This window comes from Burkholderia sp. Bp8992 (assembly GCF_003853705.1).
GTDB lineage: Bacteria > Pseudomonadota > Gammaproteobacteria > Burkholderiales > Burkholderiaceae > Burkholderia.
Genome location: NZ_QTQI01000011.1, coordinates 198,769 through 224,337, shown reverse-complemented (window position 1 = coordinate 224,337; position 25,569 = coordinate 198,769). Strand labels below are relative to the sequence as shown.

The following is a 25,569-nucleotide window of genomic DNA, read 5'->3' as shown; positions in this document are numbered from 1 at the left end:
AGCCTGCCGCTCGACGTGCCGCGCGGCGGCGGGCTGAACGCGCGGCGCCGGCCGCCGGCGATCATGCCGGCGCTGCTTGGCGACAAACCGTATTTCGGTTATCGCGCGGACGAACAGGTTGCAAACGCAACCGACGTGGTTTGCGACGATTCGTTCTGCATGCACTCGCAGTTCTCGACGCAATGGGATGCGCTGTCGCACGTCGGCTCGCTGTTCGATCCGGCGGGCGACGGCGAGCGCGCCCGCGTGTTCTACAACGGCTACCGGATGGACGAGCACATCCAGGTGCCCGAAGCGGGGGCGCCGCGCGGCGGTGCACGCGCGCTCGGCATCGAGGTGATGGCGCAAACCGGCGTGCAGGGGCGCGGCGTGCTGGTCGACCTGCGCCGCCACTTCGGCGACGAGCGGCGCAAGATCGGCTACGCGGAATGGATGGCGGTACTGCGCGAGGACGATGTGGTCGTCGAGCGCGGCGACATCGTATGCGTGCATACCGGCTTCGCCGATCGCCTGCTCGACGCCGACGCGCGCGGCGAGCCCGGCGCACCGGACGTGTGCTGCATGCTCGACGGCAACGATCAGCGCCTGCTCGAATGGATCGACGCGTCGGGCCTCGCCGCGCTCGCGGCGGACAACCACGCGATCGAGGAGCGCCCGCGCCATGCGCCGGCGCGCGAGCGGCTCGGCGCGCTGATGCCGCTGCACGAGCTGTGCCTGTTCAAGCTCGGCATTCATCTCGGCGAGTTGTGGCACCTGACGCCGCTCGCCGACTGGCTGCGCGCGCACCGGCGCAACCGCTTTCTGCTGACCGCGCCGCCGCTGCATCTGCGCGGGCTCGTCGGATCGCCCGTCAATCCGGTCGCCACCGTTTGAACGCCGGCGCCGCGCGCTCCCGCGCCGGCGCCTGTCCGCCGCTTCGCGCAGACCGCGCGGGCGGATCATCGAGGAATCGCCATGTCCCATTCCCATGCGGCGTCGATCGCCGCGCGCATCGACCGCCTGCCCGCGACGGCCAGCATCTGGACGCTCGTGCTGTTCCTGAGCGTCGGCGGTTTTTTCGAGGTCTACGACCTGTTCCAGATGACCTACCTGCCGCCGGGGCTGATCCGCGACGGCATCTTTCACGCTGGCTCGCACGGCGTGCTCGGCATGTCCGACCAGGGCGCGCTCGGCGCGGCGACGTTCGCCGGGCTGTTTGTCGGCGAGATGTTCGTGTCGCGCCTCGCCGATCGCTTCGGACGGCGCGCACTGTTCACCGGCGCGCTGCTGCTCTACACGGCGGCGAGCCTTGCGATGTGCGTGCAGACCCATGCGCTCGGGATTCTCGTGTGTCGCTTCATCGCGGGCTGCGGCATCGGCGCGGAACTGATCACGATCGGCGCGTTCCTGACCGAGCTGGTGCCGAAAGCGGTGCGCGGCCGTGCGTTCGCGCTGTGCTTCGCGATCGGCTATCTCGCGATGCCGGTGCTCGCGCTGGTGTCGTGGCTATGGGTGCCGCGCGATCCGCTCGGGATGTCCGGGTGGCGCTGGGTCGTGCTGCTCGGCGGCAGCGGCGCAGTCGTCGTCTGGTGGCTGCAGTCGCGGCTGCCGGAGTCGCCGCGCTGGCTTGCCGGCATGGGCCGCGAGGCCGATGCCGAAGCCGTGTTGCGGCGGCTCGAGCAGGCGGTCGAGCGGGAATCCGGCCGACCGCTGCCCGCGGTCCGGATGCCGGCCGTCGCCATGCCGGCCGCGCGGCGCGCGCCGTCGATGTGGGATGCGCGGCATCGCGGCCGCACGGCGATGCTGATCGTGTTCAATGCATTCCTGAGCATCGGCTTCTTTGGCTTCAGCCAGTGGCTGCCGACGCTGCTCGCCGCACAGGGTGCGACCGTCACGAAGAGCCTCTGGTATGCGTTCGTGATCGCGTTTGCGTATCCGGTGTCGCCGTTCGTCGCCGGCCTGCTCGCCGACCGGATCGAGCGCAAGTGGCTGATCGTCGCGTCGGCGTTCGGCGTCGCGCTGTTCGGCACTGCGTTCGCGATGTCGGCGCAGGCTCCGTTCGTGATCGCGTTCGGCCTGCTCGTCACGCTGTCCAACACGGTGCTCGCGAGCAACGGCACGGCGTACCAGTCGGAAGTGTTTCCGACCGAGATCCGCGGGCGCGCGCTCGGCTTCGTGCATTCGATCGGCCGACTGACGGGCATCGCGAGCAGTTTCATCGTCGCGCTGCTGCTCGATCGCGCCGGGGTGTCCGCGGTGTTCGTGCTGATCGGCGGCAGCATGCTGATCGTGATGGTGTCGATCGGTGTGTTCGGGCCGTATACCAACAATCGGGCGCTGGACGAGATCACCGGCCCAAGCGACGAGGGTGCAGAGAACGCGGTGGCGGCGGTGAGTAACACTGATCCGAGAAATTGTCCGGTTCAGAAGTAGGGAAAATCGGCATGTCGTGTCTGGGCGGACACGAAGGCCGTTCGGTGAAGACGGGCAGGCTTGCGGAAGATCGGATCGAGTTGCACTGAAGCAAGCGTCAAAGAGCGAGGCATCAAGGGCAATGTGATGAGTCCAGGCCTCGTCGACACGCCCATTCTTTCCAAATTGGGTATCGACGCAACCGATCTCCCCGCATTCGAGACCGCTGTTGCGGGAAAGATTCCGCTTGGCCGGCCGGGCCACGCAGAAGACCTGGCTCGTGCCGCACTGTTTCTTGTCAGCGATGAAAGCAGCTTCGTTACCGGCATCAACCTGAACGTCGATGGTGGAATGTCATTGGCGCAATTGCAACCATCAATCGTTAGTCAAGGCGCGATGATATCTGGCGACGTACTTCGCCTGAGCGATGACTTTCCCGTGCATCTGATAGGCGACGAGTGCAGGACTTGCCGCCGGTGCCACGTCAATTTTTGCCACGTCCAGGGCTGACGCCGTCACGACATATCGATGCGACGCCCCCTGAGGCGGGCAGGGCCCACCGTATCTGGATTCGCCAAAGTCCGTCAACGTCTCGACAGCGCCCGCCGGCAAGAACTTCGGATCGCCGGAAGCGCCTTTTTCGATTGTCGACTCCGAAGGTGGAATATTGACGATCTCCCAGTGGGTCCAGCCGAGCCCGCCGGTCGGCGCATCGGGGTCGAAAATTGTCACGACGATGCTCTTCGTGCCGCGCGGAACGTGAGTCCACGAAATGCGCGGCGAAACGTTCTGACCGTGACAGCCAAAGCCTCCGTACACGTGTTCGTTCGTAAAGTGTCCGTGACTGAGGTCATCGACCCTGATGGCGAACGGCGCCGCGATGGCTGTCGCCGGGATCACTGCCAGAGCCGCTGAGGTGCATAGAATCGCGGGAAATAAAATCCTCGATTGCATGATGTGCTCCGTTGAAGGGTAAGAGTTCAGTACAACGGTATCGACCGTATCGTGTAGCAATTTGCCCCGGAAGGCAGATTCGCGAACCACGGTGTTGCCTTTGCTGCAACGTCGTTGGCAGGATGAGCGTGCAAGGGCATTTGAACGGGTGGCCACCGTGCGGATTAGCGATTACTTACGAAAAAGCCGCCGCGCGTCATGTGAAATCGCGGCGGTTCTCCGGCAATCGTCAAGGCAACCTATACGACTATGGTCGAGCGTCGATCAGTAGTCCCACTGCACCGGCACGAAGCGGAAACCTTCACCGCTCTTTGCAATGTGACCGATGGAGGGGAACGCGACATGCGCGGCGGCCAGCAGTGAGCCGGTTTCAGCCGCTTCGTTGAGCAGCGCCATACGCACGTCGATAGCGCCTTCAGGATCATGCTCGAAGCCATTTTGCCAATCGGGATTGTCGAAGTTGACTTCGAAAATCGCGTCGCCCACGAACGTCAGTTTCTCGCCGTTGGACGCGATGTCCACGACGCAGTGTCCCGGCGTGTGACCACCCGTCACGCGGGCCGACACGCCCGCGGCGACTTCCACGGTCTGATCGAACTGCACGATGTTTTCGCGGTAAAGTTCCACGAACTTTGCAGCAGCCTTGCGCAGCGCGGGAGGTACCGTTTCCGGCATTACCGTCTTGCTGAAGTCGGGTTTTTTCCAGAATTCAACTTCCGTGGCCGACACGTGAATGCGCACGTCGCGGCGCAGCTTGGCCTTGACGCCATTGACGTTCAGTCCGCCGACATGATCCATGTGCATATGTGTAATCACGATATCGGTGATCGCCGCCAGGTCGATGCCGGCCGCTTCCAGGCGCATCACCGACCGACCGGCGCGCGAGAAGTATTCGAATCCATCACCCACGCCCGAATCGATCAAGATCAGGCGTTCGCCGCTACGCACGAGCGCGATATTCAGCGCCCAGTCGAACATGTCGCGCTGGAGGAAACGACCGTCGAACCATTCGTTGCGGTCAGCTTCGCTCACGTTGGTTGACATGGTGGACGTCGGCAGCGGCAAAACGCCATCGCTGATCAACGCGACGTCGACGTCACCCACGCGCACGGCATAGCGGGAAGGCACGAGTTCGCCTGCTCCGTCTTTTCCAAGGTTGGCGGTGACCGGCTGCACATTGCGGATTGTTTCGCTCATCTTAAATAGTCCTATTGATTAAGTGGGGTAAGCCGAACGGCACGGCATGGTCAAAAAGTACGACCTGGGTAGCGCGCGATCGCGACGCATCGGCTCGACCAAAACCGGGGAGACGGCCCGGCATTGCCGGGCCTCGACAACGATTTCGCTAATTCACGGGCGTGAGGACCGGCGCCCCCTTGCTCTTGATCAGGAACACGACGAATCTTGCCGGTTTCGTGGTGCTGGCATTTCGGCCGACCGTGTGCAGGTCTTTCGGGCCTTCGTGGAACGTGTCACCGGCATGGAGCGTGACTTCGTTCCCGCCATTCAGGCCCATCACGATGCTGCCGTCCAGCACGTAGACGAATGCGTGCGCGTCGTGACGATGAACGGGATCTACGCTGCCGGGCGGATAATCCACGACGATCATCTCGACCTCCTTGCCCGGATACTCGGGCAACGGCTCCGTGGTCAGCGTTGTGACCGTCGCTTGCGGCGCGGCGGCGGCCAGCTGAACGGGCATCAGCAGCGACAGCGCGAGCGGTGCAAGTGCGAGCATGATGCGTTTCATGTCGTTACTCCAGGTTGGCCTTGTCGAGCCCGAACGACTTGTCGAACGATCCGGGTACGATGCGGAACGCGACATTCAGCCGGTTCCAGCAGTTGATCGCACCGACGAGGAAGGTCAGATCCGACAGCTCCTTTTCGGAATAGTGGGTACGCACGCGTTCGTAGAGATCATCCGGCAAGCCATCCGACGGAAGACGCGTCAGGGCTTCGGTCCATGCGAGCGCGGCGCGTTCGCGCGGCGAAAAGAGCGTCGACTCGCGCCAGATCGCGACGTGATGCATGCGCAGTTCGCGCTCGCCGTGGATCCGGGCCATCTTGACGTGCATGTCGACGCAGAACGCGCAGCCGTTCAGTTGTGATGCGCGAATCTCGACGAGCTCGCGGACCGGCGCCTCGATCGTCGTCTTTTGAAACAACCCGTCGAGCTCGACGAGTTTCTTGGTGAATTCCGGCGATTGCTGAAAGTAATTGATACGTTGCGCCATGATCCGTTCTCCTGATTTGTGGAAGTGGGTAATGTCGGCCCTGCGTATCGCGACTGATTGCACGACCCGCTTGGCAGCCATCGTAATCGTGGGTCTCGCAGGCCAGTAGTACTGGGCGCGTGTGCACTCTGTTGTCGCTTCGGCACCAATCGTTCGCCACGTATCCCGGCGAGATTCCGTTACGCCGACACGGCGAGGACACTGCAGATTCCCTGCCGTGCCATCTTCGTGTAGGGGCACAGGCGTTCTGTGTCGCGGACAAGACGTTCCGCGAACTGTCGGTCGATACCCGGCATGCGGACGGTGATATTGGCGATCAGCGCATATCCGCCATCCATCGGATCACGACCGAACGTGACTTCGACGGCCACGGTGGCATCGCGAATATTGATCCGCTCGCGTTGCGCGAGCAGGCTCAGCGCGCCGTGAAAGCACGCGGCGTAGCCGGCGGCAAGAAGCTGTTCGGGATTGGTCCCGCCGCCCGGACCACCGAGCTCGGTCGGCAGCCGCAGATCGAGGGCGAGACAGCCGTCGTCGGAGCGCGCAACGCCCGAAGCACGGCCGTGCCCGGATTTTCCCCCGGAGACGGTGACCGTCGTCGTGTAGAGCGGGGCGAATTCCCGCCCCCGGTATTTGTCGAGCAGCGTCAGCGGCGGAGGTTGCAACCTCTCGTTCTCCATACGTCTCCCGGTCTGTAATCGGCGAACGCGAACGTTCCGAATCTTGCGTATCCGGACGGTGCATGGTGCGTCGAAGCACATCGGCGCAAGGGGGCTGGCCTTGCCGGCAAGTTGATTCCGTCACCCATCGTTCGAACGAGGCCGACGCGCTCTCGCATGCTAGTCAAAGATGCGCCGCCGGACCAGATCGGCTCGGGATGCATGATGTTGCCCGCTCCGTACCAATGCGGCGAGAGCGACGGGTGCCGGGGCGCATGGATTTTTCCACGACTGTGGTGGCGCGACCGATGGGCGCTGGTTGTCGTCGATCATCTTCATCGTGATCGTGCCGCTGGCCTGGCTCACCGAGCCCGCCAGGGGCGGTGGCGGCATGGCGGGAGGCGCGCACTGAACGAGGCTGCCGGGAATCGTACGCAGGTGAACGGACGTGCGCCACCTCCGGCCCGATGCCAGCGAGAAACTGCCCGGGACCCTATAGCGCGATGATCGTGTGGTCGCACGGATGGTCGGCAGGATCTCCGCGCATCGTTTTCAGATCGCGCTCGATCGTGGCGCACAGCGTCGAAATGGGAACGTCGTTCGCACCGCCTTCGAACGGATTCTCGGTGCTTTCGCCGACCTGGTCGAGCGACGTATACATCCACGACACCGCGACGCTGCATGGCACGACCAGCCATATCATGTTGCCGTGCATGAAGCCGCTCACGCCGTCGTTCAGCCGGTTGAATTCGCTCAGAAGACCGAACGGAAGGGAAAGGCAGAAGAACCGGACGAACAGCGAGCTGACGGTCGCGTACTGTCGCGGATACGGGAAGTTCTTGAAACGTTCCGATCTCGACTGGAGCGCGATGAAATCCCCGATCGTCTTGTGAAGCTCCATATAGAAGCTCGTATTCAGCCGACCGGCCGCGTGAAGCGTCCTGAGCGCACTGCATTGGAGGTTCAGCACGAATGTCGCAATGGACGTGGAAGAGAGCGCCTGTTCCGTCTCGGACGGCGACAGGTATTTCAGCAACACTTCCCTGATGTCCTGTTCCCACTCCGGAACGCGATAGAACCGGCGGTACTCCGCGTTGTAGCGCTTGCTCGTGCTTTCCCAGACCCGAGGGCGACGCAGTTCGTAGCGCAGCGCGGTCAGCCATCCAAGGTGTCGATCGATCAACGTGCGGGAAATCGCTTCGTCGCCGGAAAAATCGCGCGCGAGCTGGCCCCAGCGACGACTCTTGCCCACGATTTCGGTCCAGATTTCCAGCGCGTCCGTTGCGCGGTTGTACGTCTGGACATTCTTGAAGCCGACGATGAACGACGTCGCGGTTCCGAGGAGAACCACGATCGTCAGCGGGATCGACAACCATGTGACGCACAGGAACTTGTACAGAATGACCGGCACGGTCTCGAAGACGAAAAGCGCATAGATGTTCCAGCGTGTCCAAATCAGGAACTCCGACAACTTGTACGATTTTCCGAGATGCATTTCATTTGCCTCATCGAGGACTCGGCGCGGCCCCGCATGCATGGCGCAGCGGCCACGTGCGACAGAGCAGCAACGAAGGTCTTCAGCGCACAGGTGCCGCTACCGCCCGACGGGCGTCGCGTCAATCGACGACAGTCACGATATTGACGGTGGCTTGTCTGGCCATCTTTGCGTACGGGCACAGGCGCTCCGCGGCTCGAACCAGTTCTTCCGCGATGTCTTGATCGACGCTGGGCATCCGGACGCGGACGTCGACGAGCAATGCATGGCCGCCGTCCATCGGATCGCGGCAAAACGAAACCCGCACCTCCACGACCGCATTGGCGGGTTTCATGCCGGCGCGTTGCTCGAGCAGATTCAGCGCACCGTGAAAGCACGCGGCGAAGCCTGCCGCGAATAATTGCTCGGGGTTGGTCCCGTTGCCGGGTCCGCCCAACTCGGTGGGCAGGCGCAGATCGACGGCGAGGTTTCCGTCGTCCGAGCGCACGACGCCGGATGCGCGGCCGTGTCCCGTCTCGCCACCGGACACGGTGACGCTCGTCGTATAGAGTGGCTGGAAATCCCGACCTCGATACCTGTCGAGGAGGGAGAGCGGAGGGGCCTGCAGCTTGTTGTCATTCATGATGCGTGCTCGTGTTCGGCGACGCTTCGATTCCCGGTCGTTCATTTGTCGAAGCGTGTTGCAAAGGGGGGCTGCACGGCCCGGGCAGATGGCGTCTTCACGAACAAGTGGAGCGAACGATCGTATGCGGAGCGCGGCGATCTTCGGGTGCAGCCCGAATCCAGGTTCGTCCATGGAGAAGGGCGCCCCCAATGCTAGCGGAGCGCACCGTGCGACGGTATGGCCGTCGCGGGTGATTCAATGTTTCCCGTCGGACACCAATCGGGGCCGTGACGCAGGTCTGTGACACCCCACCGGGCTGCGGCCCGCGCGTCAGCGGCCGACGCAGGCGCGCAGCGTCGTCGCGTGACGCTGCGCTTCGTCCGCGTCGACGATGTTCGCGAACCCGATGACGAGGCCGCGCGGCGTGAGCTGCGTGTGGCTGTTCGCATACCAGATCGACAGCGGCACGACCGCGAGCCCGGCGTCGCGCGCACGTGCGGCGACGGCGACGTCGTCGATCGGCCCATCGGGCCCGTCGGTGAATCGCACCGCGAACTGGATGCCGCCCACCGGCAATTCGACGATCAGCCGCTCGCGGAACGCCTGACGCAACGCATGCACGATCAGCATGCGGCGCTCGCCGTACAGCGCGCGCATGCGTTTCAGATGGCGGGCAAAGTGCCCCTGTTCGATGAAATCGGCCAGCGCCGCCTGCAGGAGCGGCGGCGATCCGGCATTCATGCTGCACGCCACGCGTTCGACGCGTTCCACGGCACGCTCCGGCACGACCGCGTAGGCGAGCCGCAAACCGGGGTACATCGCCTTGCTGAAGGTACTGCAATAGATCACGCGATCGCGCCGGTCGAGACTCTTCAACGCGGGCAGCGGGCGGCCGAGATAGCGAAACTCGCTGTCGTAGTCGTCCTCGACGATCCACCCCGACATTTTTTCGGCCCAGTCGAGCAGCGCGATGCGGCGGGACAGCGACAGCGTATGCCCGAGCGGGCTCTGATGCGACGGCGTCACGACCGCGAAGCGTGCCTGCGCGTCCAACTGCATGCCGCGTTCGACGTCGATTCCGTCGGCGTCCACCGGCACGGGGACGAGTTGTACGCCGGTCTCGGACAGGAACCCGCGTGCGAGCAGATAGCCGGGATCCTCGAACCACACGCGCTCGTCCGCCCGTGCGAGGCTGCGCAGTATGAGTTCCAGCGTGGCGCGGTAGCCGCCGGTGACGAACACCTGCTCCGGCACGCAGGTGACGCCGCGCGACAGCGTCAGATAGGTGGCGATGTGTTCGCGCAGCGGCCGGTAACCGGCCGGATTCGGGTAGCCGAGCAGGGCACGTTCGCTGCTGCGCGCGCGCTGCGACACGAGCCGGTGCCAGACCTTGCGCGGAAATGCGTCGAGCGCCGGGAGCCCCGGTTGCAGCGGGCGCGGCTCGCCGCTCAGCGCGACGGCGATCGGCTGCACCCGGCGTGGCGCCGGAGTGTCGTTCGATCCGACTGACACACGTTGCGGGTCAGCGTGTTCGGCGGGGGCGGGCGGCGGCTGCCTCAGCGAGAGCGGCAGGGACGGCGAGACGAACGTGCCTGCCGCGCCGCGCATTTGCAGATAGCCCTCGTCGACCAGGACCGTGTAGGCCTGCTCAACCGTGCCGCGCGCCGTATTCAGTTGCGTCGCCAGGCCGCGCAGCGCGGGCACGCGATCGCCGGGGCGCAGATGACCGGCGGCGATCGCGGCCTTGAACCGCTCGCAAATCTGCAGATAGACGGGCAATTGGTGTTGCCGGTCGATTTCGATGGACAGCGGGGGCGTCTGCGCAGACATCACGGTCTCTCGGGTGGCGCGAACAGGACAGGGACAGATGCGGTATGGACCAGTCCGATCGACGATTCTTGGCACTTATGGATAGGACATGATTCTTCCACAATTGCGGCACGCCATGCGACGGTCATGACCGCCTTTCAGCGGATCCGACGCCGTCGCGTACCCCTCGCAGTCCAATGCAATCCATTCGTCGGGAGATTGTGTGATGAAGATCGTTGTCATCGGTGGTTCGGGCCTGATCGGCTCGCGTGTCGTCGCGCTGCTCGGCGAAGCCGGCCATCATGCGCTGGCTGCCTCGCCGAGCACCGGCGTCAATATCTTCACGGGCGAAGGCCTGGCTGACGCATTGACGGGCGCGGACATCGTCGTGGACGTGGCGAATGCGCCGTCATGGGAGCCGCAGGCGGTGCTGGACTTCTTCCGCACGTCGGCACGCAATCTCGGCAAGGCGGAAGTGGCCGCCGGCGTGCGCCACCATGTCGCGTTGTCGATCGTCGGCTGCGACCGCATGCCGGCGAACGGCTATTTCGCGGCGAAGGTCGCGCAGGAACAGGCGATCGAAGCGGCTGGCGTTCCGTACACCATCGTTCGCGCGACGCAATTCATGGAATTCATCGGCGGCATCGCGGATGCCGGCACGGTAGACGGCACGGTCCGCATTGGCGACGGCCTGTTTCAGCCGATCGCTGCGGAAGACGTGTCGGCGCTCGTCGCGCAGACCGCGCTCGCCGCGCCGCGGAACGGCACGGTCGAGATCGCGGGCCCGGATCGCGCGCCGTTCGCGGAGATCGTCGCGCGGTACCTGAAATCGGTCGGCGATACGCGTACGGTGGTGACCGATCGCGATGCTCGTTACTACGGCGGACGCGTCGAGGAGAAATCGTTGGTGCCGCTCGGGGGTGTGCGACTCGGCCGCATCGGTCTCGACCAGTGGCTCGCAAGAAGCTGATTCGCGTTCGCCTGTGCAGCGGTTCGCCGGCGCACGCCGGCAACGGGCAATCGGAGTGAGCGACATGTCTGAGGAAGCGGAAATGAATCATTCGGAACCTTCGGAGCACGGCGTTTGTCGCGACCTGACCGGTCGCGCCGATGCGCTGTCCGCGAGCTTCGGTGCGAGCTATGCAGGCATCCTTGCCTTCGTTGCAGTGGCGAGCGAGGGAAGCTTTACCAAGGCCGCCGAACGGCTCGGCGTCGGACGGCCAGCCGTGAGCCGGAATGTCCAGAAGCTCGAAGCGCAGTTGAATACGCGGCTGTTCCAGCGGACCACGCGCATGACCGAGCTGACGAGCGAAGGCCAGCGATTCTTCGAGAATTGCCACCAGGGCGTCGCGCAGATCGTCGAGGCCATGAACGACATGCTGGAACTGCGGCAGGGGCCGCCGCGCGGCCTGATCCGTATCAGCTCGGCGGTGGGATTTGGCCGGAAAATCGTTGCGCCGTTGCTGGAAACGTTTGCGCGGGCGTACCCCGACATCGTCTTCGACCTGCTGCTCGACGACCGGCCGATCGACCTGGTGTCGGAACGGATCGACGTGGCGTTTCGCAATGGCCGCATCGAGGACTCCAGCATCATCGCGCGGCAACTGATTCCGATGCAGATGGCGCTTTGCGCAGCACCATCGTACGTGGCGACGCACGGGCTCCCGAAGAGTCTGGCGGATCTCGACCGGCACGAGTGCATCAACTTCCGATTTGCGAGCGGCCGCATCTTCGAATGGGAATTCAACGTCGACGGCCGAGTACAAAAGTATTTGCCGACGTCCCGCCTCACGTTCAATGACGCGGATCTGGTGTTGCAGGCGGTTCTACGCGGAGCGGGTATCGCGCAGATGGCGGGCTATCAGATTCGCGACCACCTTGCATCGAACGAGCTCGTAGTCGCGCTGGCGAAGTATTTGCCGGAAGATCGCGGCCACTATATCTGCTATCTCAGCCGGCAACATCTGCCGACACGCATTCGTATCTTCGTCGACTTCATGACCGAGCAGATACGCGCACTTGACCTGAACTGCATGACCCGTTTCAACCCGGATGTCGCGGATGAGTCATCTCCGGCATTAGCTGCTTGAAGAATCCAGGAAGGAAGACGTTGAGGGCGCGCGATTGATCTGTCGAGCATCAGGTACGGGTGAGAAGACGGATGTTGGGACCGCGTCGGGTAGGGGTGACCTTGATTTCAGTACAATCCACCGGTCAAATCGATTCGCACTGCCAATCGCTGGTTCCCCGGACGACTACGTTTGCGCGGCGTCTGTCCAGCCGCACCAGATTCCCGGTATCGAATCACTAGCCGTTCGATCTGCCGGACCGTCAGGCCCAGCCGTTCGGCTGCACGCCGAGGCTTCAAGCCCGTGTCCACCACAGCCTGGATCACCTCGAGTCGATCAAGCTCAGCTGAGGTTGGCCCACGATGCGCTTCGGCGCATGCCTGCCCGCGATCAGAATGCCCGACGCGATGCCATGCCATGCCATGCCAGCGTTGCGCTGCTTCGGATTGCCTGAATTGAGGCTAGCCAAATTTTCGTCCCGGTCTTGGTTCGAAAATTCCGGGTCTTCGGGGCGGGACAGATTGACCGATCGGTATACTGGCGGGCGGAGCCCGCCGGTGTTACTGCAGCGCAGAATGAGGCCGCGCCTCCCTATAGTACTAGCGCGGTTTAATTGCAAGGATGCTGAAACTGCATCGTAAAAGAAAATCCGCGTCGGAGCCACGTGTTCGTAACAGAGATTCGTTATATCAAACCGCTGACACGGACGACACACCCGGCGCCTGCCATTTACCGGCGCCAGTCGCGTCCCTGGCGACTACGCCGGGCAACCTGCGGCACCTCGCAAAAAAGCACAATAAACCCGTAACCGGTGTGCTCCTGAAAAGACATTCGCTCCCCATTTATTTTTTAATTCTTGTTTTACGAACTCACGCTACACTGGTTTAAACCTAAGTCGACATTCCAGCCGTGACGATTCATGCATCAGCGATCGGGAACGAAAAACCGCCGCTGATTGATTCAAAAAACGCTTCGGTTGGGCTTTGTCGATAAAATATCGAAAAAATCGCTCTCGAATTCGACCGAATAGGAAAGAGCATGTCAGAACCGGGGACAGAAATCCGCAGCGCGGGCAGATTGCCCGCTTTTGACGCGACGGCGTGCCCGGGCACCAGGGCCCGCCAGACCGGCGTCGTCAATCACCTGCGTGCCTGGCGATTTCCGCGTATCGCGCGATGAGTTCGATACGGAACGGGGCCGCCTCCGGCCCGGACGTGGGCGCGCGCGACCAGGACGCATCTGAAGCGCATGCGCTGATCGGCGTATCGCCTGCGCTCCGCCAATTGGTCGCCATGATCGACCGCGTCGCGCCGACCGGGCACACACTTCTCATCGTCGGGCCAACGGGTTCCGGCAAGGAACTCGTCGCGCGGCGTCTTCACGCAAACGGGCCGCGTCGCGACATGCCATTCATCGACGTAAACTGCGGCGCCATCCCCCACGACCTGATCGAAGCGGAGTTCTTCGGGCACGTGCGAGGCGCCTTCACGGGCGCCGTCGAACACCACCGCGGCCTGTTCGAGCAGGTAGGTTCGGGAACGCTCTTTCTCGACGAGATCGGCGAGCTTCCGCTTGCGCTGCAGCCCAAACTGCTCCGTGTGCTCGAAACGCGCACATTCCGGCCGATCGGGGCATCGGCAAGCCTGCGGTTTGACGGGCGCGTCGTCGCGGCGACGCATCGAAACCTGCTGGAAGACGCGCGCGCCGGACGGTTCCGCGAAGACCTTTTCTATCGGCTCGCGGTATTCATCCTCAACGTGCCGGGGCTCGCCCAGCGAAGCGAAGACATCCCGCTCCTTGCAGCCCATTTTGCGGCCCGGCAAGCGCGGGCGCTCGCGTTCACGCCGGCGGCAATCAAGCGCCTGTGTGAACAACCATGGCCAGGCAATGTTCGCCAGTTGCGCAACCTCGTGAGTCAGCTCAGCGTGTTTGCGCAGCATCCCCGGATCGATGCCGAGACCTTGGCGCCGTTTCTCGCGACGGACGCGCACGACGACGACGCGCGCGCCCATCTCGCGGATCGCCTGCTGGAGCTCGGCGGCGACGACAAGCTGGCCGCGGCCGAACAGTTGCTGATCGATCGCGCGCTGGAGAGGACGTCGAACAACAAGAGCGCCGCGGCCGCGATGCTCGGTGTAAGCCGCAAGGTCATCGAGCGCCGGCTCAAAGCACGCGAAGTGCAACATGGGGAAGCGAGGCAGTGCCTGGAGTGTGCGGAGGCGCTGATCGGCTCAGGCCAGCTTCGCGAAGCCGTTGCGCTGCTGCGTCGTTGCGTCGATCTGCTGCACAAGGCCAGCCAGACCGAAGATGGCTGCCGGCTGTTGTTCGGCGCGTATCGCCTGCTTGCCGTCAGCCTGCGCGGCGTCAATGGCTGGCAGTGTTCCGAGGCAATGGAGTGTTACAAGGCCGCGTTGTCGATCGGCGACGGCGTATGCGATGCGTTTGAACTCGCGGCGGTTCAGTTCGGCGTCTGGACGACGCAATTGGTGACATTGCAGCTCAGCAAGGCGCGCGCCACGGCCCAGGAACTCATTCAGCGCGCGCACGCGATGGGGGAACGGGCCGCGCTCGACGAGGCCCACGTCGCGCTGGCCAATACGCTTTTCTGGCTCGGCGACAGCGAGGAAGCGCTCGCGTCGCTGTCCCGCGGCGGGTTGCGCGGCATCGGCCGCGCTGACCGCAGGCTCGGGGTCCAGGGCGTCGATGTCGCAGGACTGGCATTGACGCTCGAGGGGCTCGCCGCATACCAGACCGGGTCGGTCGACGACGCGCGCCGTGCGATGGACGGGTTGATCGCGCGATCGGACGAAGAACATCCGCATTCGCCGAGTCGCGCGGTTGATCTGCAAGGTGCTGCGTGGCTCGCGATGCTGTTCTGCGACACAGATCGGCTCGGGGATCTGACGACCGCGCTCGACGCCGTATCGTTAGCGGGCCGTCCGGCTTGTTGCAGCGGGGCGGCCCGAATATTCAGGGCCTGCTATCTGAGCATGGTCGGCAAGGATGGCGAAGCCGAGGCGATGCTGCTGGATGGCTACGACAACGACATCGCGAAGCATGGCGGCGCGCTGTTCCATTCGATCAAGGCCTGGAAGCATGGCGAGCTCCTGTTGAGCACTGGGCGTGCTCGGCAATGCGAAGCGCTCGTTTCAGAGGCGATTGACGAGGTGATCCGCAGGCAGGAGCGTGCTTATCTCGGCGAGTTGCTGATCGTCAAGGCACGTGCACAATGGATGCTCGGCGACACCGGCGCGGCGGAGCAGGGGCTGCGCATCGCGATCTCGACGGCTCTGGCGCTCGGCTCGGTGCCCGCGCGCCTTGCCGCGACGACGTATCTGGCGGAACTGTTGCGACAGCCCGCACGGACAACGCCTGACGTCGAAGCGCACGAGCGACCGCTGCACGTGCCTGCGGTTGCGCTCGCGGGCCCGAACCACGCGCGTGGGATGCTGTAGCGATCGCATCAACGCGATTTCCCGAAGGTCCAGCACGGCGGTTCGGTTCCTCCGACTTCGGAGTCGTACGCCGATCAACCTTCTCCAGCTGCCGCGCTCGCGGCGGTCCCTCCATACCGCCTTCCGTCGAGTCCCGTCGAGCCCAGTCGAGCCCCGGACTTGCGTGCCGTTGCATCCCCGGAAACCGACCCATGTAGCCGCGCATGGACGAATTCGTCCATCGCGCTCGAAGCTACCGGACGAATTCGTCCTTCGATCGGCGAGCCGCAGTGGATCTCGCGGACGGATGCCTGACGTGCGGTAATTGGCACACGTGTTGCTTTGATTGTGCCTGCGGAGACTTCGCGAATCGGTGCGACCATCCTTTCAAGGAGAACGTTGTGAACAGGGAAACCGGGCATGTCATTCCGCCTTATGGCGTAGCGATCCATCAGGCCATATCGGACGGAGATGTAGCGAAGATGAAGGCCTTGCTCAGCCAGGCCGAGGAGGTTCTGAAGCAGCAGGGGGATCTTGCCGCCGCAGTCGGCAAGCTCAAGCTGGAGATTGCGAGGCGCGAGCAGGCCTGAGCGGCCGTCGCACGCTTTGCCGTTTCGTTCACCACCGAGGAGAACCACATGTCAGAGAACACACGTACCGGGCTGTTCCCGGCGGGCTACCTCATCGGCACCGGCATGCCCGGTGCGCCGTCGCTCAGGCTCGCATTGCTCGTGGATACGCCCGAAGGCAGTGTGGTGGGCACGGCAACGATCGGACAGGCCACGAATCCGCCGGTCGACTTCCATGCCGACGTCTGGGGCAACTTCACCTATCTGGCGCTGATGCCGCCGGTCAACACGCGCATCCTGGTGACGCTGCACGGCAACGACGGCGGCCCGAACTCGAATTCCATCGTCACGTTCCGGCTGCATCTCGTGCTGGAAAGCGACTGGCAAAGCGGCATCGCGACGTACAGCTTCTTCGCCAACGGCAGCTGGCGCGAAGTCGAGAACGTGCCTGCCAGGATCGATCGGGAATTCGTGCCGCTCGAGCCGGGGCCGGTGATCGTCGAACCGCACGGCGGCCCGCGGCCGTTGTACGGCGCCCCGATTCAGCAAGCGGCGGCCTCCGGCGATCTCGCGCACATGAAGACGGTCGCGGCAGCGGCAAAGCACCAGTTGCAAAGCCGTGACGAAATCGCGGCGGCGCTCGTGGCGCTGAAGACCGAAATCGCGCGTCTGGAAGCCGGGAACTGAAGCCGGTCCGGTTGCCCCGATCCTTAATTGCTACAGGAGCCATTCAATGTCCGCCGCTCTTTTTCCCGTGACTTTCCGTGTCGCAACGCCGGCGATAGGCGCACCAGTCCTCACGCTCGCGCTATTGATCAACTCGGCCGCCAAGAAGGTCAGCGGCGTGGCGCGCGTCACCCAGACGACCTGGCCGCCGCTCGAATTCCGTGCGCAAGTATGGGGACAATTCAGCCCGCTCGTGCTGACCCCCGGTGGCAAGACGCAACTCGCCCTCAGCGTGGAGGGCAATCCATCCGGGCCGACCAGCGGCCTGGCCGAAACGTTCCGGCTGCAGGGCATCGTCGAGGCGGACTGGCAGTCGGGCGTCGCCAGCTACCGGTTCTTCGACGGCGCGCGCTGGCATGAAGTGGACCACGCGCTCATGACTGTGACCGGCGCGCTGCAACCGTTCGAGCCCCGGCATCCGGTTACGCCGTTGTACGGCGTCGGGCTGCAGCAGGCGCGGCAATCGGGCGATCTCGGCCGGATGAAGGCGCTGGCCCGCCAGGCCGAGCAGCAGCTCGCCGATGCGGGCCGCATCGAGGAAGCCCTCGCCGGCCTGAACGCCGAGATTGCCCGGTTGGAAGGCGTACGCTGAGCGTTTGCAAAGTGGAGGTGTCCGCCGCGGTGCGCGGGCGGGCACCTTCCCGGCGGCCAGCGAATTTCCGTGGCGGGGCAGGCGATACTCGAGGGACATCGATATGGAAGACAATCAATTGCGCCCGGTTCGCTTCCTCAGCGAAGAGGACTACGAACGATCCATCCCGGTTCACGTCGTGTGGGAAATCACGCTGGCCTGCGACCTGAAGTGCCTGCACTGCGGATCGCGCGCGGGCCACCGGCGCACCAGCGAGCTGTCGACCGACGAGTGCCTCGAAGTGATCGACGCGCTGGCCAGGCTCGGCACGCGCGAAGTGTCGATGATCGGAGGCGAGGCTTACCTGCGCAAGGACTGGGCGCAACTCATCAAGGCCATCCGCTCACACGGGATGTACTGCGCGGTGCAGACGGGCGGCCGCAACCTGACGCCCGCCCGGCTCGCGCAGGCCGTCGACGCGGGCCTGAACGGGCTGGGCGTGTCGCTGGACGGCCTGGCGCCGCTGCACGACAAGGTGCGCAACGTGCCGGGCTCGTTCGAGCGGGCCGTGGATACGCTGAAGCGCGCCCGCGCGCACGGTCTTGCCGTCAGCGTGAACACGCAGATCGGTTCGGAAACGATGCGCGACCTCCCCGCGCTGATGGATACGATCATCGAGCTCGGGGCCACGCACTGGCAGATTCAGCTGACGGTCGCGATGGGCAACGCGGTCGATCACGACGAACTGCTGCTGCAGCCGTACCAGCTCGAGGAATTGATGCCGTTGCTGGCGGACCTCTACAAGCGCGGGCTCGATCGCGGATTACTCATGAATGTCGGCAACAACATCGGCTACTTCGGGCCGTACGAGTATCTGTGGCGCGGTTTTGGCGACGAGCGGGTGCACTGGACCGGATGCGCGGCTGGGCAGACCGTTCTTGCGCTGGAAGCGGACGGCACCGTCAAGGGCTGTCCGTCGCTTGCGACGGTCGGGTTCGCGGGCGGCAACGTTCGTGACCTGTCGCTGGAAGAGATCTGGCGCACGAGCGACGCGATCCATTTCGGCCGGCTCCGCTCGGTGGACGACCTGTGGGGATTTTGCCGCACGTGCTACTACGCCGACGTGTGTCGCGGCGGCTGTACATGGACCTCGCATTCGCTGCTCGGCAAGCCGGGCAATAACCCGTATTGCCATTACCGGGTGCTCGAACTGAAGAAGCAGGGGCTCCGCGAACGCATCGAGAAGATCGAGGAGGCGGCGCCTGCGTCCTTCGCGGTTGGCCGCTTCGACCTGGTTACCGAACGCATTGCGGACGGCACGCCGGTGTCGAGCATTTCCCGTTCGGGGCAGACCGTCGAGCTGGCGTGGAAACACAAGGGCAAGCGTGCGCCGGCGGTCGGAAGAATCCCGCCGAGGCTGGCCGTGTGCCGTGCGTGCAACAGCTACGTGCATCAGCACGACGCCCGATGCCCGCACTGCGGCGCGGACATTGCGGCGGCCGAGCGGGCTTATGAACAGGACGCGCAGCGTCGTCATGCGCTCATCGAGGAAGTCGAGCGGCTGTTGAGTTGATCGGTACCGGCCACACGTCCTTGCTCGGGACAACGACCATGCGGGCCGCGATGCCGCGCCTGTTCGCCCGGCGATGTCGTGCATCGGGGTGCTGCCGACGAAGCGGAATCTGCAGGATGCGGGCGTCCTGACAGGACGCGAATCAATTTCCACAGGAGATAAGCCATGGATACGTGCATTTGTCAGCCATCCGATCTATCGCCGTATTCGCCCTGTTGCGCATGGGTGCAATGAACATGGCCACTTACCCGATCAACGTCACCAGCACTTACGGTGCGGCGGTGAATGTTTACACGACGATGTCGCCGACCCCGACCAATCCGCCGTCGACCGATCCCTCGGCCTACGTGCCGACCTATACGCTGCTCGGCAGCGTCCCGGCGGACGGCACCGGTCATTTCACGACCGACGAGCCGATCGCGCGCGTCGTGATTACGCGTCAGACGGACGAATTTCCGCTCAAGGTGGCCGTCGTGGAAGCACTCACGCCCGGGTCGCAGACGATTCCGCTCGCGCAGTCCGACGCGGATGTCGCAACGGCGGGCTGGAACTTCTACCGGAATATCGTGAGCCAGCCGTTCACGCCGACGGCACTGAACTTCAACGCGCTGGTTGAGAACACGCCGGTGACCAGCCTGCCGGATGCGGCGGCGACCTATTTCTCGCAGAACGGCGCAGCGGGGCTTACGTTTGGCCTCTATTCCGCGCTGGGCTACTGGGCGACGAATCAGCTCTATGCATTTCCCGGCACCTACTATTGCTACGAACCGCCGGCAGCGAGTTCGATGGGCTTCATCGTGCCAACAACCTGCGTCGGCACACTGACGATCACTGACGGCAAGGCGGTGTACACGCCGACCGGAGGCACGCCGATTCCACTCGATTTCGCGACCTCACGGCTATCCAGTGCAGGGGCAACCGCTAAAAACGGCATGCTGCTCACGGCTGTCATACGCGACCTCGCGTGGGAAGGGCACCCGGACACGATCACGTGGGCTTTCGTCGGCACGTACAACGGCCAGCAGTTCATCGCGCAGTCGTACCAGGACCCGACGCTGCCCTGGTACGCGGTGCTCTACGATCTCGTCTACGGTGCGTTCTTCACCGTCCAGCTCGCGATGGCCGTGGATGCGGCGATCAACCTGCTGGGCGCGATTCCCGGCGGGCTGCAATGGCTCGCGACCAACGTCGGCGAGATCGCCGGCAAGATTCGCGGCGCGCTCAACGCGAACGGCGACAGCGCGGCCCCGGACAGCGCAGTGGGGGACGATGCCGATCCCATCAACGTGGACGTCGACATCGACATCGATGTCGATATCGACGTGGATGTGGACATCGATATCGACGTGGATGTGGACGTGGATGTCGACATCGACGTGGACGTCGATTTCATTGCCGTGGTCGACGTGGATGTCGATGTCGATATCGACGTCGACATCGATGTTGTGACCGACAGCGACATCGACGTGGACGTGGACGTGGATATCGACACCGACGTCGATGTGCAGCCAGGGACGCTATCGCGCGTGCTCGGCGCGGTCGGCAACTGGATCATGACCAAGGCGCTGCCGACGCTCGTCGAGGGCGTCGCGATCTACGTCGCGTTCCAGACAGCCGGCAAGCTGCTCGACGCATGGCGGCAGGCAGACGAGCGCGACATGCAGAATCTCCAGCCGCGCCAGACGTCCGGGCTGGGCCTGCTCGTCAACTACATGCTGAACGATCCGATCCCGGTCGACACACGCTGGACCACCTTCAGCCAATACGTGCAGGAAGTGCAGGGCGATTCAACCACGCTACAGGTGACGCTGTCGACCATCCTGCAGACGAAGAACAGCCTGGCGGATACCGAAGCGCAGAACTGGCGATGGCCGCAGGACGCCCAGAACGCACTGGTGGCACAGATGAAGCAGAACACCGGCACCAACGCGTACCTGGCGTTCCAGACGCTCGCGAAAGCGACGTACCAGAACCGGCCGCTGCCCGTGAAGACGGGGGCGTCTGTTGCGATGGTCTACCTGAAGGGCTAATTGCCCGTCCGTTACGAGGATCGATCATGAGCACTGCCTGGCCGCAGCCGGACCCCGAGCGCTATCCCGATGCGGAAACGCATCGCCGCCGCTGGCGGCATCTCGCGCGCGAGATTGCGGCGCGTGCGGCGTCCATTACCGACGATCCGGCTGCGATTGCGCCGCCGGACCGGCCCGGTTCGCTCGAGATCCTCGGCTCCGGGATCGAGGCGAGCGGTTTCACGCGTGCAGACGAGGCGCGCATTCGTGCGGCAGATCATGTGTTCTTCTGCGTCGCGGACCCGGCGACGAAGGTCTGGCTGCTGCGCGAGCGGCCCGACGCCTATGACCTCTACACGCTGTACGACGACAGCAAGCGACGCTACGTCACGTACATGCAGATGGCCGAGGCGATGCTGCATCCGGTGCGACAGGGGCAGCGGGTCGTCGCGATCTTTTACGGTCATCCGGGCATCTTCGTGCTGGCGACGCACCGTGCCGTCCGAATTGCAAGGCGTGAAGGGCATCGCGCGGAGATGCGTGCGGCGGTCAGCGCGCTCGACACGCTTTGCGCGGATCTCGGCGTCGATCCCAGCCAGCCCGGCATGCAGATGTATGAGGCGACGGACATGCTGATCCGCAGCCGCCGGCCGGATACGGGATTGCACCTCGTGCTGTGGCAGGTCGGGCTGATCGGCGAGCTCGGCTATCGCCGTCAAGGGTATCTGAACAGCAACTTCTCGGTGTTGCTCGACTATCTCGAGGCGATGTACGGCGCCGACCATCCGGTCGTGAACTATGTCGGCTCGCGCTATCCCGGCGTCGAGCCGCTGATCGACCGTCAGACGATCGCCTCGCTGAGGGATCCGTCGGTACAGAACTGGGTGACCGGCATCTCGACCTTCTACCTGCCGCCCAAGGACGCGGCCCTCGCGGATGCGGCGATGCTCGACCGACTCGGGCTGCTGCACCCGGGCCAGCCGCTGCGCACGAGCGCCGAAGCGTTGCGCGTGATCGATCGCTATGGTCCGCGCGAACGCCGGGCGTTCACCGATTTCGCGACCTTCGATGTGCCGCAGAGCTATCAGTGGCAGCCCGACAGCGCGGCCGCGCGGTTCGTGCTCGCGCTGTGCGACGATCCGCACCTGCGCGAGCGCTATCGCGACGATGCCGCCACGGCCGTCGCCGGCTGGCCGGGCCTGTCGCCACGCGAGCGCGAGCTGCTGAGCCGGCGCGATGCCGGAGCGATCCAGCTCGCCGCAAAGGGACTGCGTGCCGGCGGCGAGCCCGAAAACCGCCGGCTGCTGAGCCTGCTGCTCGACCGCAAGTCGGCGAGCGCGACGCTGCTCGCGGCGGTCAAGCGCGCGCCGGCCGGCCACGTCCAGGCGGCGGCCGCCTCGTGGAGCGACGCACGGGGCATCGCGGCCGACTGGCCTGCGCTCACCGCCGATTTCCAGCAACTGCTGCGTCGCGACTTGGCGGTATGGAGCGGTTTCTATCTGGCCGCTGGGCACGCATTGTCGCTGTCGGTGTTCGGCCGGCCGGACGGCGGTGTCACGCGCGTCGACCTGAATGGGGTGCGTGTGCAGGCCGCGCGTTTCGACAAGGGCGTGCTCACGTGGTCCGCCGATGCCGGAAATCCTTGCTCCGGCTACTTGCAGCCCGATCTGCGCCCCGGCGGCCAGCGGCGCTGGGTCGGACTGATCTGGCCGGCGGGTGCCCACCCCGATACATCGCACAAGCTCGTCGTGGACGAGTGCCTGGCGCGCCCGCGGCTCCCGGCCAGCGCGATCGCCGGAGTCTATCGATGGCTCGCGCCCGACGCCGGCGAGCACCTGATCGCGATCCTGCCGACGGCCGCCGGGATGAGCGTGACGCTCAACGGCACGCCTGTCGACGAACCGCTGTCGATCGGCCGCGACCATTTCACGCTCGGCGTGCGCCGCGTGCCGTTCGCGGCCCGCATCTGCGACGACCTGCCCGCCGCGTACCTGCATGGCGAATACCGACTGCTGCTACGGCACGGGGCGCTGGCTGAAGTGACCTCTGCATGCGTCGATGCCGGCGGCTTCTCGATCGGCGGGCGGCGCGTGGCCGCGACGTTCGACGGCGAAGCGATGCAATGGCGTGACGGGCCGTCCGCGATGGCGAGCGGATCGCTGACATTCACGCTCGACCCGGTCACATTGCGTCCGCTCGTGCACGGCACCGCGCAAGGCGCTAGCGGCGCGAGCAGCGCGCTGCGCGGGATGACGGTCATGAGCGACGCCGACGCCGCCGTGCTCGCTGCGACACCGCGGCTCGGGCTGCCCGACTGGGCGTGGGCGCATCTTGTCGCGATCATGGCCGCAGCGAGCCGCAAGGGCGGGCTGTTCCTGTGGCACGGCTATGAGCGCGCATCGACCAATCTCGCGCGTGTCCGCCAGCTGCTTGCGCGACTGCACCGGGATGGAGCGGACCACCCATGAGCACCGTCATGGGCACGGATGCGTCGATTGCCGACGTCGATCGCGCGGAACTCGTACGCGAAGCCGGACAGCGCCCGCGGCGCACATGGGTGCTGTTCGACTACGACACGGCGCGCTTTCCATTCGCGGCCGTGCTGAGCCGCGACGTGTACAAGGTGCAGCGCCTCGACCGGCTGCATGAGTACCTGCTCGACCATCGGCGGCGTAACGGGCGCAGTGCTCGGATCGGCCCGCGCGACAATTTGATGGTGAGCGCGATGATGGAGCGTCAGTCAGCCGATGCCGATTTCTGGAAGCTCTACCACGGCTTCATGCTCGCGAAGCTCGCGCCCCTGGTAGGGCGCGGGATCTCGTACACGAGCCATCCGAAGCTGCGCATCCACCTGTCCGGCACAGCCAGCATCAGCTCGTTTCATCACGACATCTGCGTGACGCGCCGGATCGACCAGATCAACTTCTGGATGCCGTTCACCGACGTGTTCGACGGCGCGACGTTGTGGCTCGAGCGCGACTACGGCAGCGGCGAGTTTGAATCGGTCCCGGTGCGATACGGGCAAGTGCTGATCTTCGACGGCGGGTATCTGGGCCACGGCACGGTCGCCAATCATTCCGGCGTGACGCGTGTGAGCCTGGACATGCGGTTTTCCTACAAGCGGGCGACGACGCGCGCCGAAGGCGTCGCGCTGATGGACCGGATCGTCAACGTGCTCGAGCGGCCGTGCGGCAGCGGCGGCAACGCCGGGCCCGTCGGGCAATCCCTGATCACGCAGGAGGCACCATGATTCAGGAACTCGGGCAGCAGGCGCTGGCCGTCGCGGTGGACGTGACAGGCCTGGCGCGCAACCGGCCGCGATCGGTCGGCGCGGTGCATTACGGGCCCGACGGCGCGAGCGTCGCGACCATGGGCCACGCCAGCTACGCCGACGTGTCGGATGCGGGCGGCACGATCCGCTATGCGGCATCGCTCGCGGGCGGCGCGCCCCATTCGACGTCCGACATCGTCGTCGATGCGCAAGGCCGAGCGGTGTCGTCGGCGACGCGACTGCTCACCGCCGACGGTACGCTGCGGCGCACGGTGCAAGGCATCTATCGCGCGCTGGCGCTCGACCCCGCCGGCTGGCCGACCGAAGGCGTCGCGCAATTCTCGCTCGCCGGGCCCGACGGGTCGCCAAGCCATGTCGCCGAGATGACCTACGCGAACGAACGGCCTGCGCGTTACTCGCTCGTCAACGATGCATCCGACGGGAAGGGCGCGATCGCGAGCCGCCTCGAGATCGATTTCGCGAACGCCGTGCTGGTCGGCACGCGGCTCAGGGGCGGCGAACTGGCGATTTTCCGCCATGCCGGCCCTGCGCTGACGCTCGCGAGCACCGCGCGCTCGATCCTGACCGCACACGGAACGCCAGGCCGTCTGCTCGCCACCAACTACGCGGAAGACGGCTCAACGGTGCGCCAACGTGTCGAATCCAACTACAGCGGGGTCGCGTTCGATGCGCGCGGCAAGATTCTCGACGGGCATCTGCTCGTCACGCTGCAGCCGGGGGGCAGCAACACGCAGGTGCTGACGCTGTTTCGCTTCACGAACGGCAAGCTGACCTCGACACGCGTGCTGAAACCGGGGGACCCCGTGCCGCCGCCGCGCGAAGCCGCGCCGGCGAAACCTGTGCCGGAGCCCTGGCAGCCCACGCGTGCGCCGGATCGGACGCGGCGGGCATTCCGCGCCGATGGCAGCCTCGCGCAGGTGCGCGACGAATGGTTATCGAGTGGGGGCGCGGCGCCATGGCGCTCGCTCGTCACGGGTTTCGCTACCGACGGCCGGACCGTCGTGCGCGTGACCGACGTCGACTATCGCGCGGCGCAGTTCGCGACCGACGGGCAACCGATCGGCGGCACGATCATCTCCACCCGGTTCGAAGGCGGCGTTCGGTCGAGCACGACCCGCGTCGAGTACTAGATGCAGACGCGGCGTGCATGCCGCGAGCGACGTCATCACCGTCAACCTGT

General features: G+C 64.9%; 21 protein-coding genes and 2 pseudogenes. 14 read left to right on the top strand and 9 right to left on the bottom strand.

Going from position 1 to position 25,569, the window contains the following annotated elements; translation table 11 throughout:
• From DIE03_RS18455 to DIE03_RS18445, 3 genes and pseudogenes are all read left to right on the top strand, one after another.
• A partial coding sequence (locus DIE03_RS18455; protein ID WP_124452768.1) for a cyclase family protein occupies positions 1–873 on the top strand: 873 nt, incomplete at its 5' end.
• Positions 874–954: 81 nt separating this feature from the next.
• Complete coding sequence (locus DIE03_RS18450; RefSeq protein WP_124452766.1) at positions 955–2,412, top strand: MFS transporter; 1,458 nt, start codon at positions 955–957, stop codon at positions 2,410–2,412.
• A gap of 99 nt (positions 2,413–2,511) precedes the next feature.
• Positions 2,512–2,751, top strand: a pseudogene (locus DIE03_RS18445) (SDR family oxidoreductase); the annotation flags it as partial.
• Between the two features lie 15 nt (positions 2,752–2,766).
• Here DIE03_RS18445 and DIE03_RS18440 read toward each other — a convergent pair.
• From DIE03_RS18440 to DIE03_RS18405, 8 genes are all read right to left on the bottom strand, one after another.
• Positions 2,767–3,345: a YbhB/YbcL family Raf kinase inhibitor-like protein gene (locus tag DIE03_RS18440; RefSeq protein WP_124452764.1), complete on the bottom strand. Its 579-nt coding sequence runs from the start codon at positions 3,343–3,345 to the stop codon at positions 2,767–2,769.
• A 264-nt stretch (positions 3,346–3,609) separates the two neighbouring features.
• On the bottom strand, positions 3,610–4,542 hold the full coding sequence (locus tag DIE03_RS18435; RefSeq protein WP_124452762.1) for an MBL fold metallo-hydrolase: 933 nt from the start codon (positions 4,540–4,542) through the stop codon (positions 3,610–3,612).
• A 148-nt stretch (positions 4,543–4,690) separates the two neighbouring features.
• Positions 4,691–5,095, bottom strand: a complete 405-nt coding sequence (locus DIE03_RS18430) for a cupin domain-containing protein (RefSeq protein ID WP_124452760.1) — start codon at positions 5,093–5,095, stop codon at positions 4,691–4,693.
• A 4-nt stretch (positions 5,096–5,099) separates the two neighbouring features.
• The gene (locus DIE03_RS18425) at positions 5,100–5,579 is read right to left on the bottom strand and encodes a carboxymuconolactone decarboxylase family protein (protein WP_124452758.1); all 480 of its coding nucleotides are present in this window, start codon (positions 5,577–5,579) and stop codon (positions 5,100–5,102) included.
• A 179-nt stretch (positions 5,580–5,758) separates the two neighbouring features.
• On the bottom strand, positions 5,759–6,259 hold the full coding sequence (locus DIE03_RS18420) for an Ohr family peroxiredoxin (protein WP_124452756.1): 501 nt from the start codon (positions 6,257–6,259) through the stop codon (positions 5,759–5,761).
• Positions 6,260–6,731: 472 nt separating this feature from the next.
• Positions 6,732–7,733 (bottom strand): bestrophin family protein, encoded by a 1,002-nt coding sequence (locus tag DIE03_RS18415; protein ID WP_124452802.1) that lies wholly within the window; start codon positions 7,731–7,733, stop codon positions 6,732–6,734.
• A gap of 121 nt (positions 7,734–7,854) precedes the next feature.
• Positions 7,855–8,355, bottom strand: a complete 501-nt coding sequence (locus DIE03_RS18410) for an Ohr family peroxiredoxin (protein WP_124452753.1) — start codon at positions 8,353–8,355, stop codon at positions 7,855–7,857.
• Positions 8,356–8,667: 312 nt separating this feature from the next.
• Positions 8,668–10,167: a PLP-dependent aminotransferase family protein gene (locus DIE03_RS18405; protein ID WP_124452751.1), complete on the bottom strand. Its 1,500-nt coding sequence runs from the start codon at positions 10,165–10,167 to the stop codon at positions 8,668–8,670.
• 205 nt (positions 10,168–10,372) lie between these two features.
• Here DIE03_RS18405 and DIE03_RS18400 point away from each other — a divergent pair, with 205 nt between their 5' ends.
• Together DIE03_RS18400 and DIE03_RS18395 are read left to right on the top strand one after the other, a co-directional pair.
• A complete protein-coding gene (locus DIE03_RS18400) occupies positions 10,373–11,116 on the top strand; it encodes an SDR family oxidoreductase (RefSeq protein WP_124452749.1) in 744 nt (247 codons plus the stop codon).
• An 82-nt stretch (positions 11,117–11,198) separates the two neighbouring features.
• Positions 11,199–12,236 (top strand): LysR family transcriptional regulator, encoded by a 1,038-nt coding sequence (locus DIE03_RS18395; protein WP_124452801.1) that lies wholly within the window; start codon positions 11,199–11,201, stop codon positions 12,234–12,236.
• A 143-nt stretch (positions 12,237–12,379) separates the two neighbouring features.
• Here DIE03_RS18395 and DIE03_RS18390 read toward each other — a convergent pair.
• Positions 12,380–12,559 (bottom strand): annotated as a pseudogene (locus DIE03_RS18390) (helix-turn-helix domain-containing protein); the annotation flags it as partial.
• Positions 12,560–13,390: 831 nt separating this feature from the next.
• On the opposite strand from DIE03_RS18390, the gene DIE03_RS18385 reads away from it, so the two are divergent.
• The 9 genes from DIE03_RS18385 (at position 13,391) to DIE03_RS18350 (ending at position 25,519) form a co-directional block, all read left to right on the top strand.
• Positions 13,391–15,670, top strand: a complete 2,280-nt coding sequence (locus DIE03_RS18385; protein WP_124452747.1) for a sigma-54 dependent transcriptional regulator — start codon at positions 13,391–13,393, stop codon at positions 15,668–15,670.
• Positions 15,671–16,050: 380 nt separating this feature from the next.
• Positions 16,051–16,239: a DUF1843 domain-containing protein gene (locus tag DIE03_RS18380; protein ID WP_124452745.1), complete on the top strand. Its 189-nt coding sequence runs from the start codon at positions 16,051–16,053 to the stop codon at positions 16,237–16,239.
• Positions 16,240–16,287: 48 nt separating this feature from the next.
• Positions 16,288–16,905: a DUF1842 domain-containing protein gene (locus DIE03_RS18375; protein WP_124452743.1), complete on the top strand. Its 618-nt coding sequence runs from the start codon at positions 16,288–16,290 to the stop codon at positions 16,903–16,905.
• 46 nt (positions 16,906–16,951) lie between these two features.
• Positions 16,952–17,536: a DUF1842 domain-containing protein gene (locus DIE03_RS18370; RefSeq protein WP_124452741.1), complete on the top strand. Its 585-nt coding sequence runs from the start codon at positions 16,952–16,954 to the stop codon at positions 17,534–17,536.
• A 103-nt stretch (positions 17,537–17,639) separates the two neighbouring features.
• Positions 17,640–19,088 (top strand): GDL motif peptide-associated radical SAM/SPASM maturase, encoded by a 1,449-nt coding sequence (locus DIE03_RS18365; RefSeq protein WP_124452740.1) that lies wholly within the window; start codon positions 17,640–17,642, stop codon positions 19,086–19,088.
• Between the two features lie 173 nt (positions 19,089–19,261).
• On the top strand, positions 19,262–21,118 hold the full coding sequence (locus DIE03_RS38325) for a hypothetical protein (protein WP_185658182.1): 1,857 nt from the start codon (positions 19,262–19,264) through the stop codon (positions 21,116–21,118).
• A gap of 26 nt (positions 21,119–21,144) precedes the next feature.
• Positions 21,145–23,565: an SAM-dependent methyltransferase gene (locus DIE03_RS18360; protein WP_185658181.1), complete on the top strand. Its 2,421-nt coding sequence runs from the start codon at positions 21,145–21,147 to the stop codon at positions 23,563–23,565.
• Positions 23,562–24,347, top strand: coding sequence for a streptomycin biosynthesis enzyme StrG (locus tag DIE03_RS18355; RefSeq protein WP_124452736.1), 786 nt, complete (start codon positions 23,562–23,564; stop codon positions 24,345–24,347). The genes DIE03_RS18360 and DIE03_RS18355 overlap by 4 nt, the downstream gene beginning before the upstream one ends.
• Positions 24,344–25,519, top strand: coding sequence for a hypothetical protein (locus DIE03_RS18350; protein ID WP_124452735.1), 1,176 nt, complete (start codon positions 24,344–24,346; stop codon positions 25,517–25,519). The genes DIE03_RS18355 and DIE03_RS18350 overlap by 4 nt, the downstream gene beginning before the upstream one ends.
• The last annotated feature ends 50 nt before the right edge of the window (positions 25,520–25,569 follow it).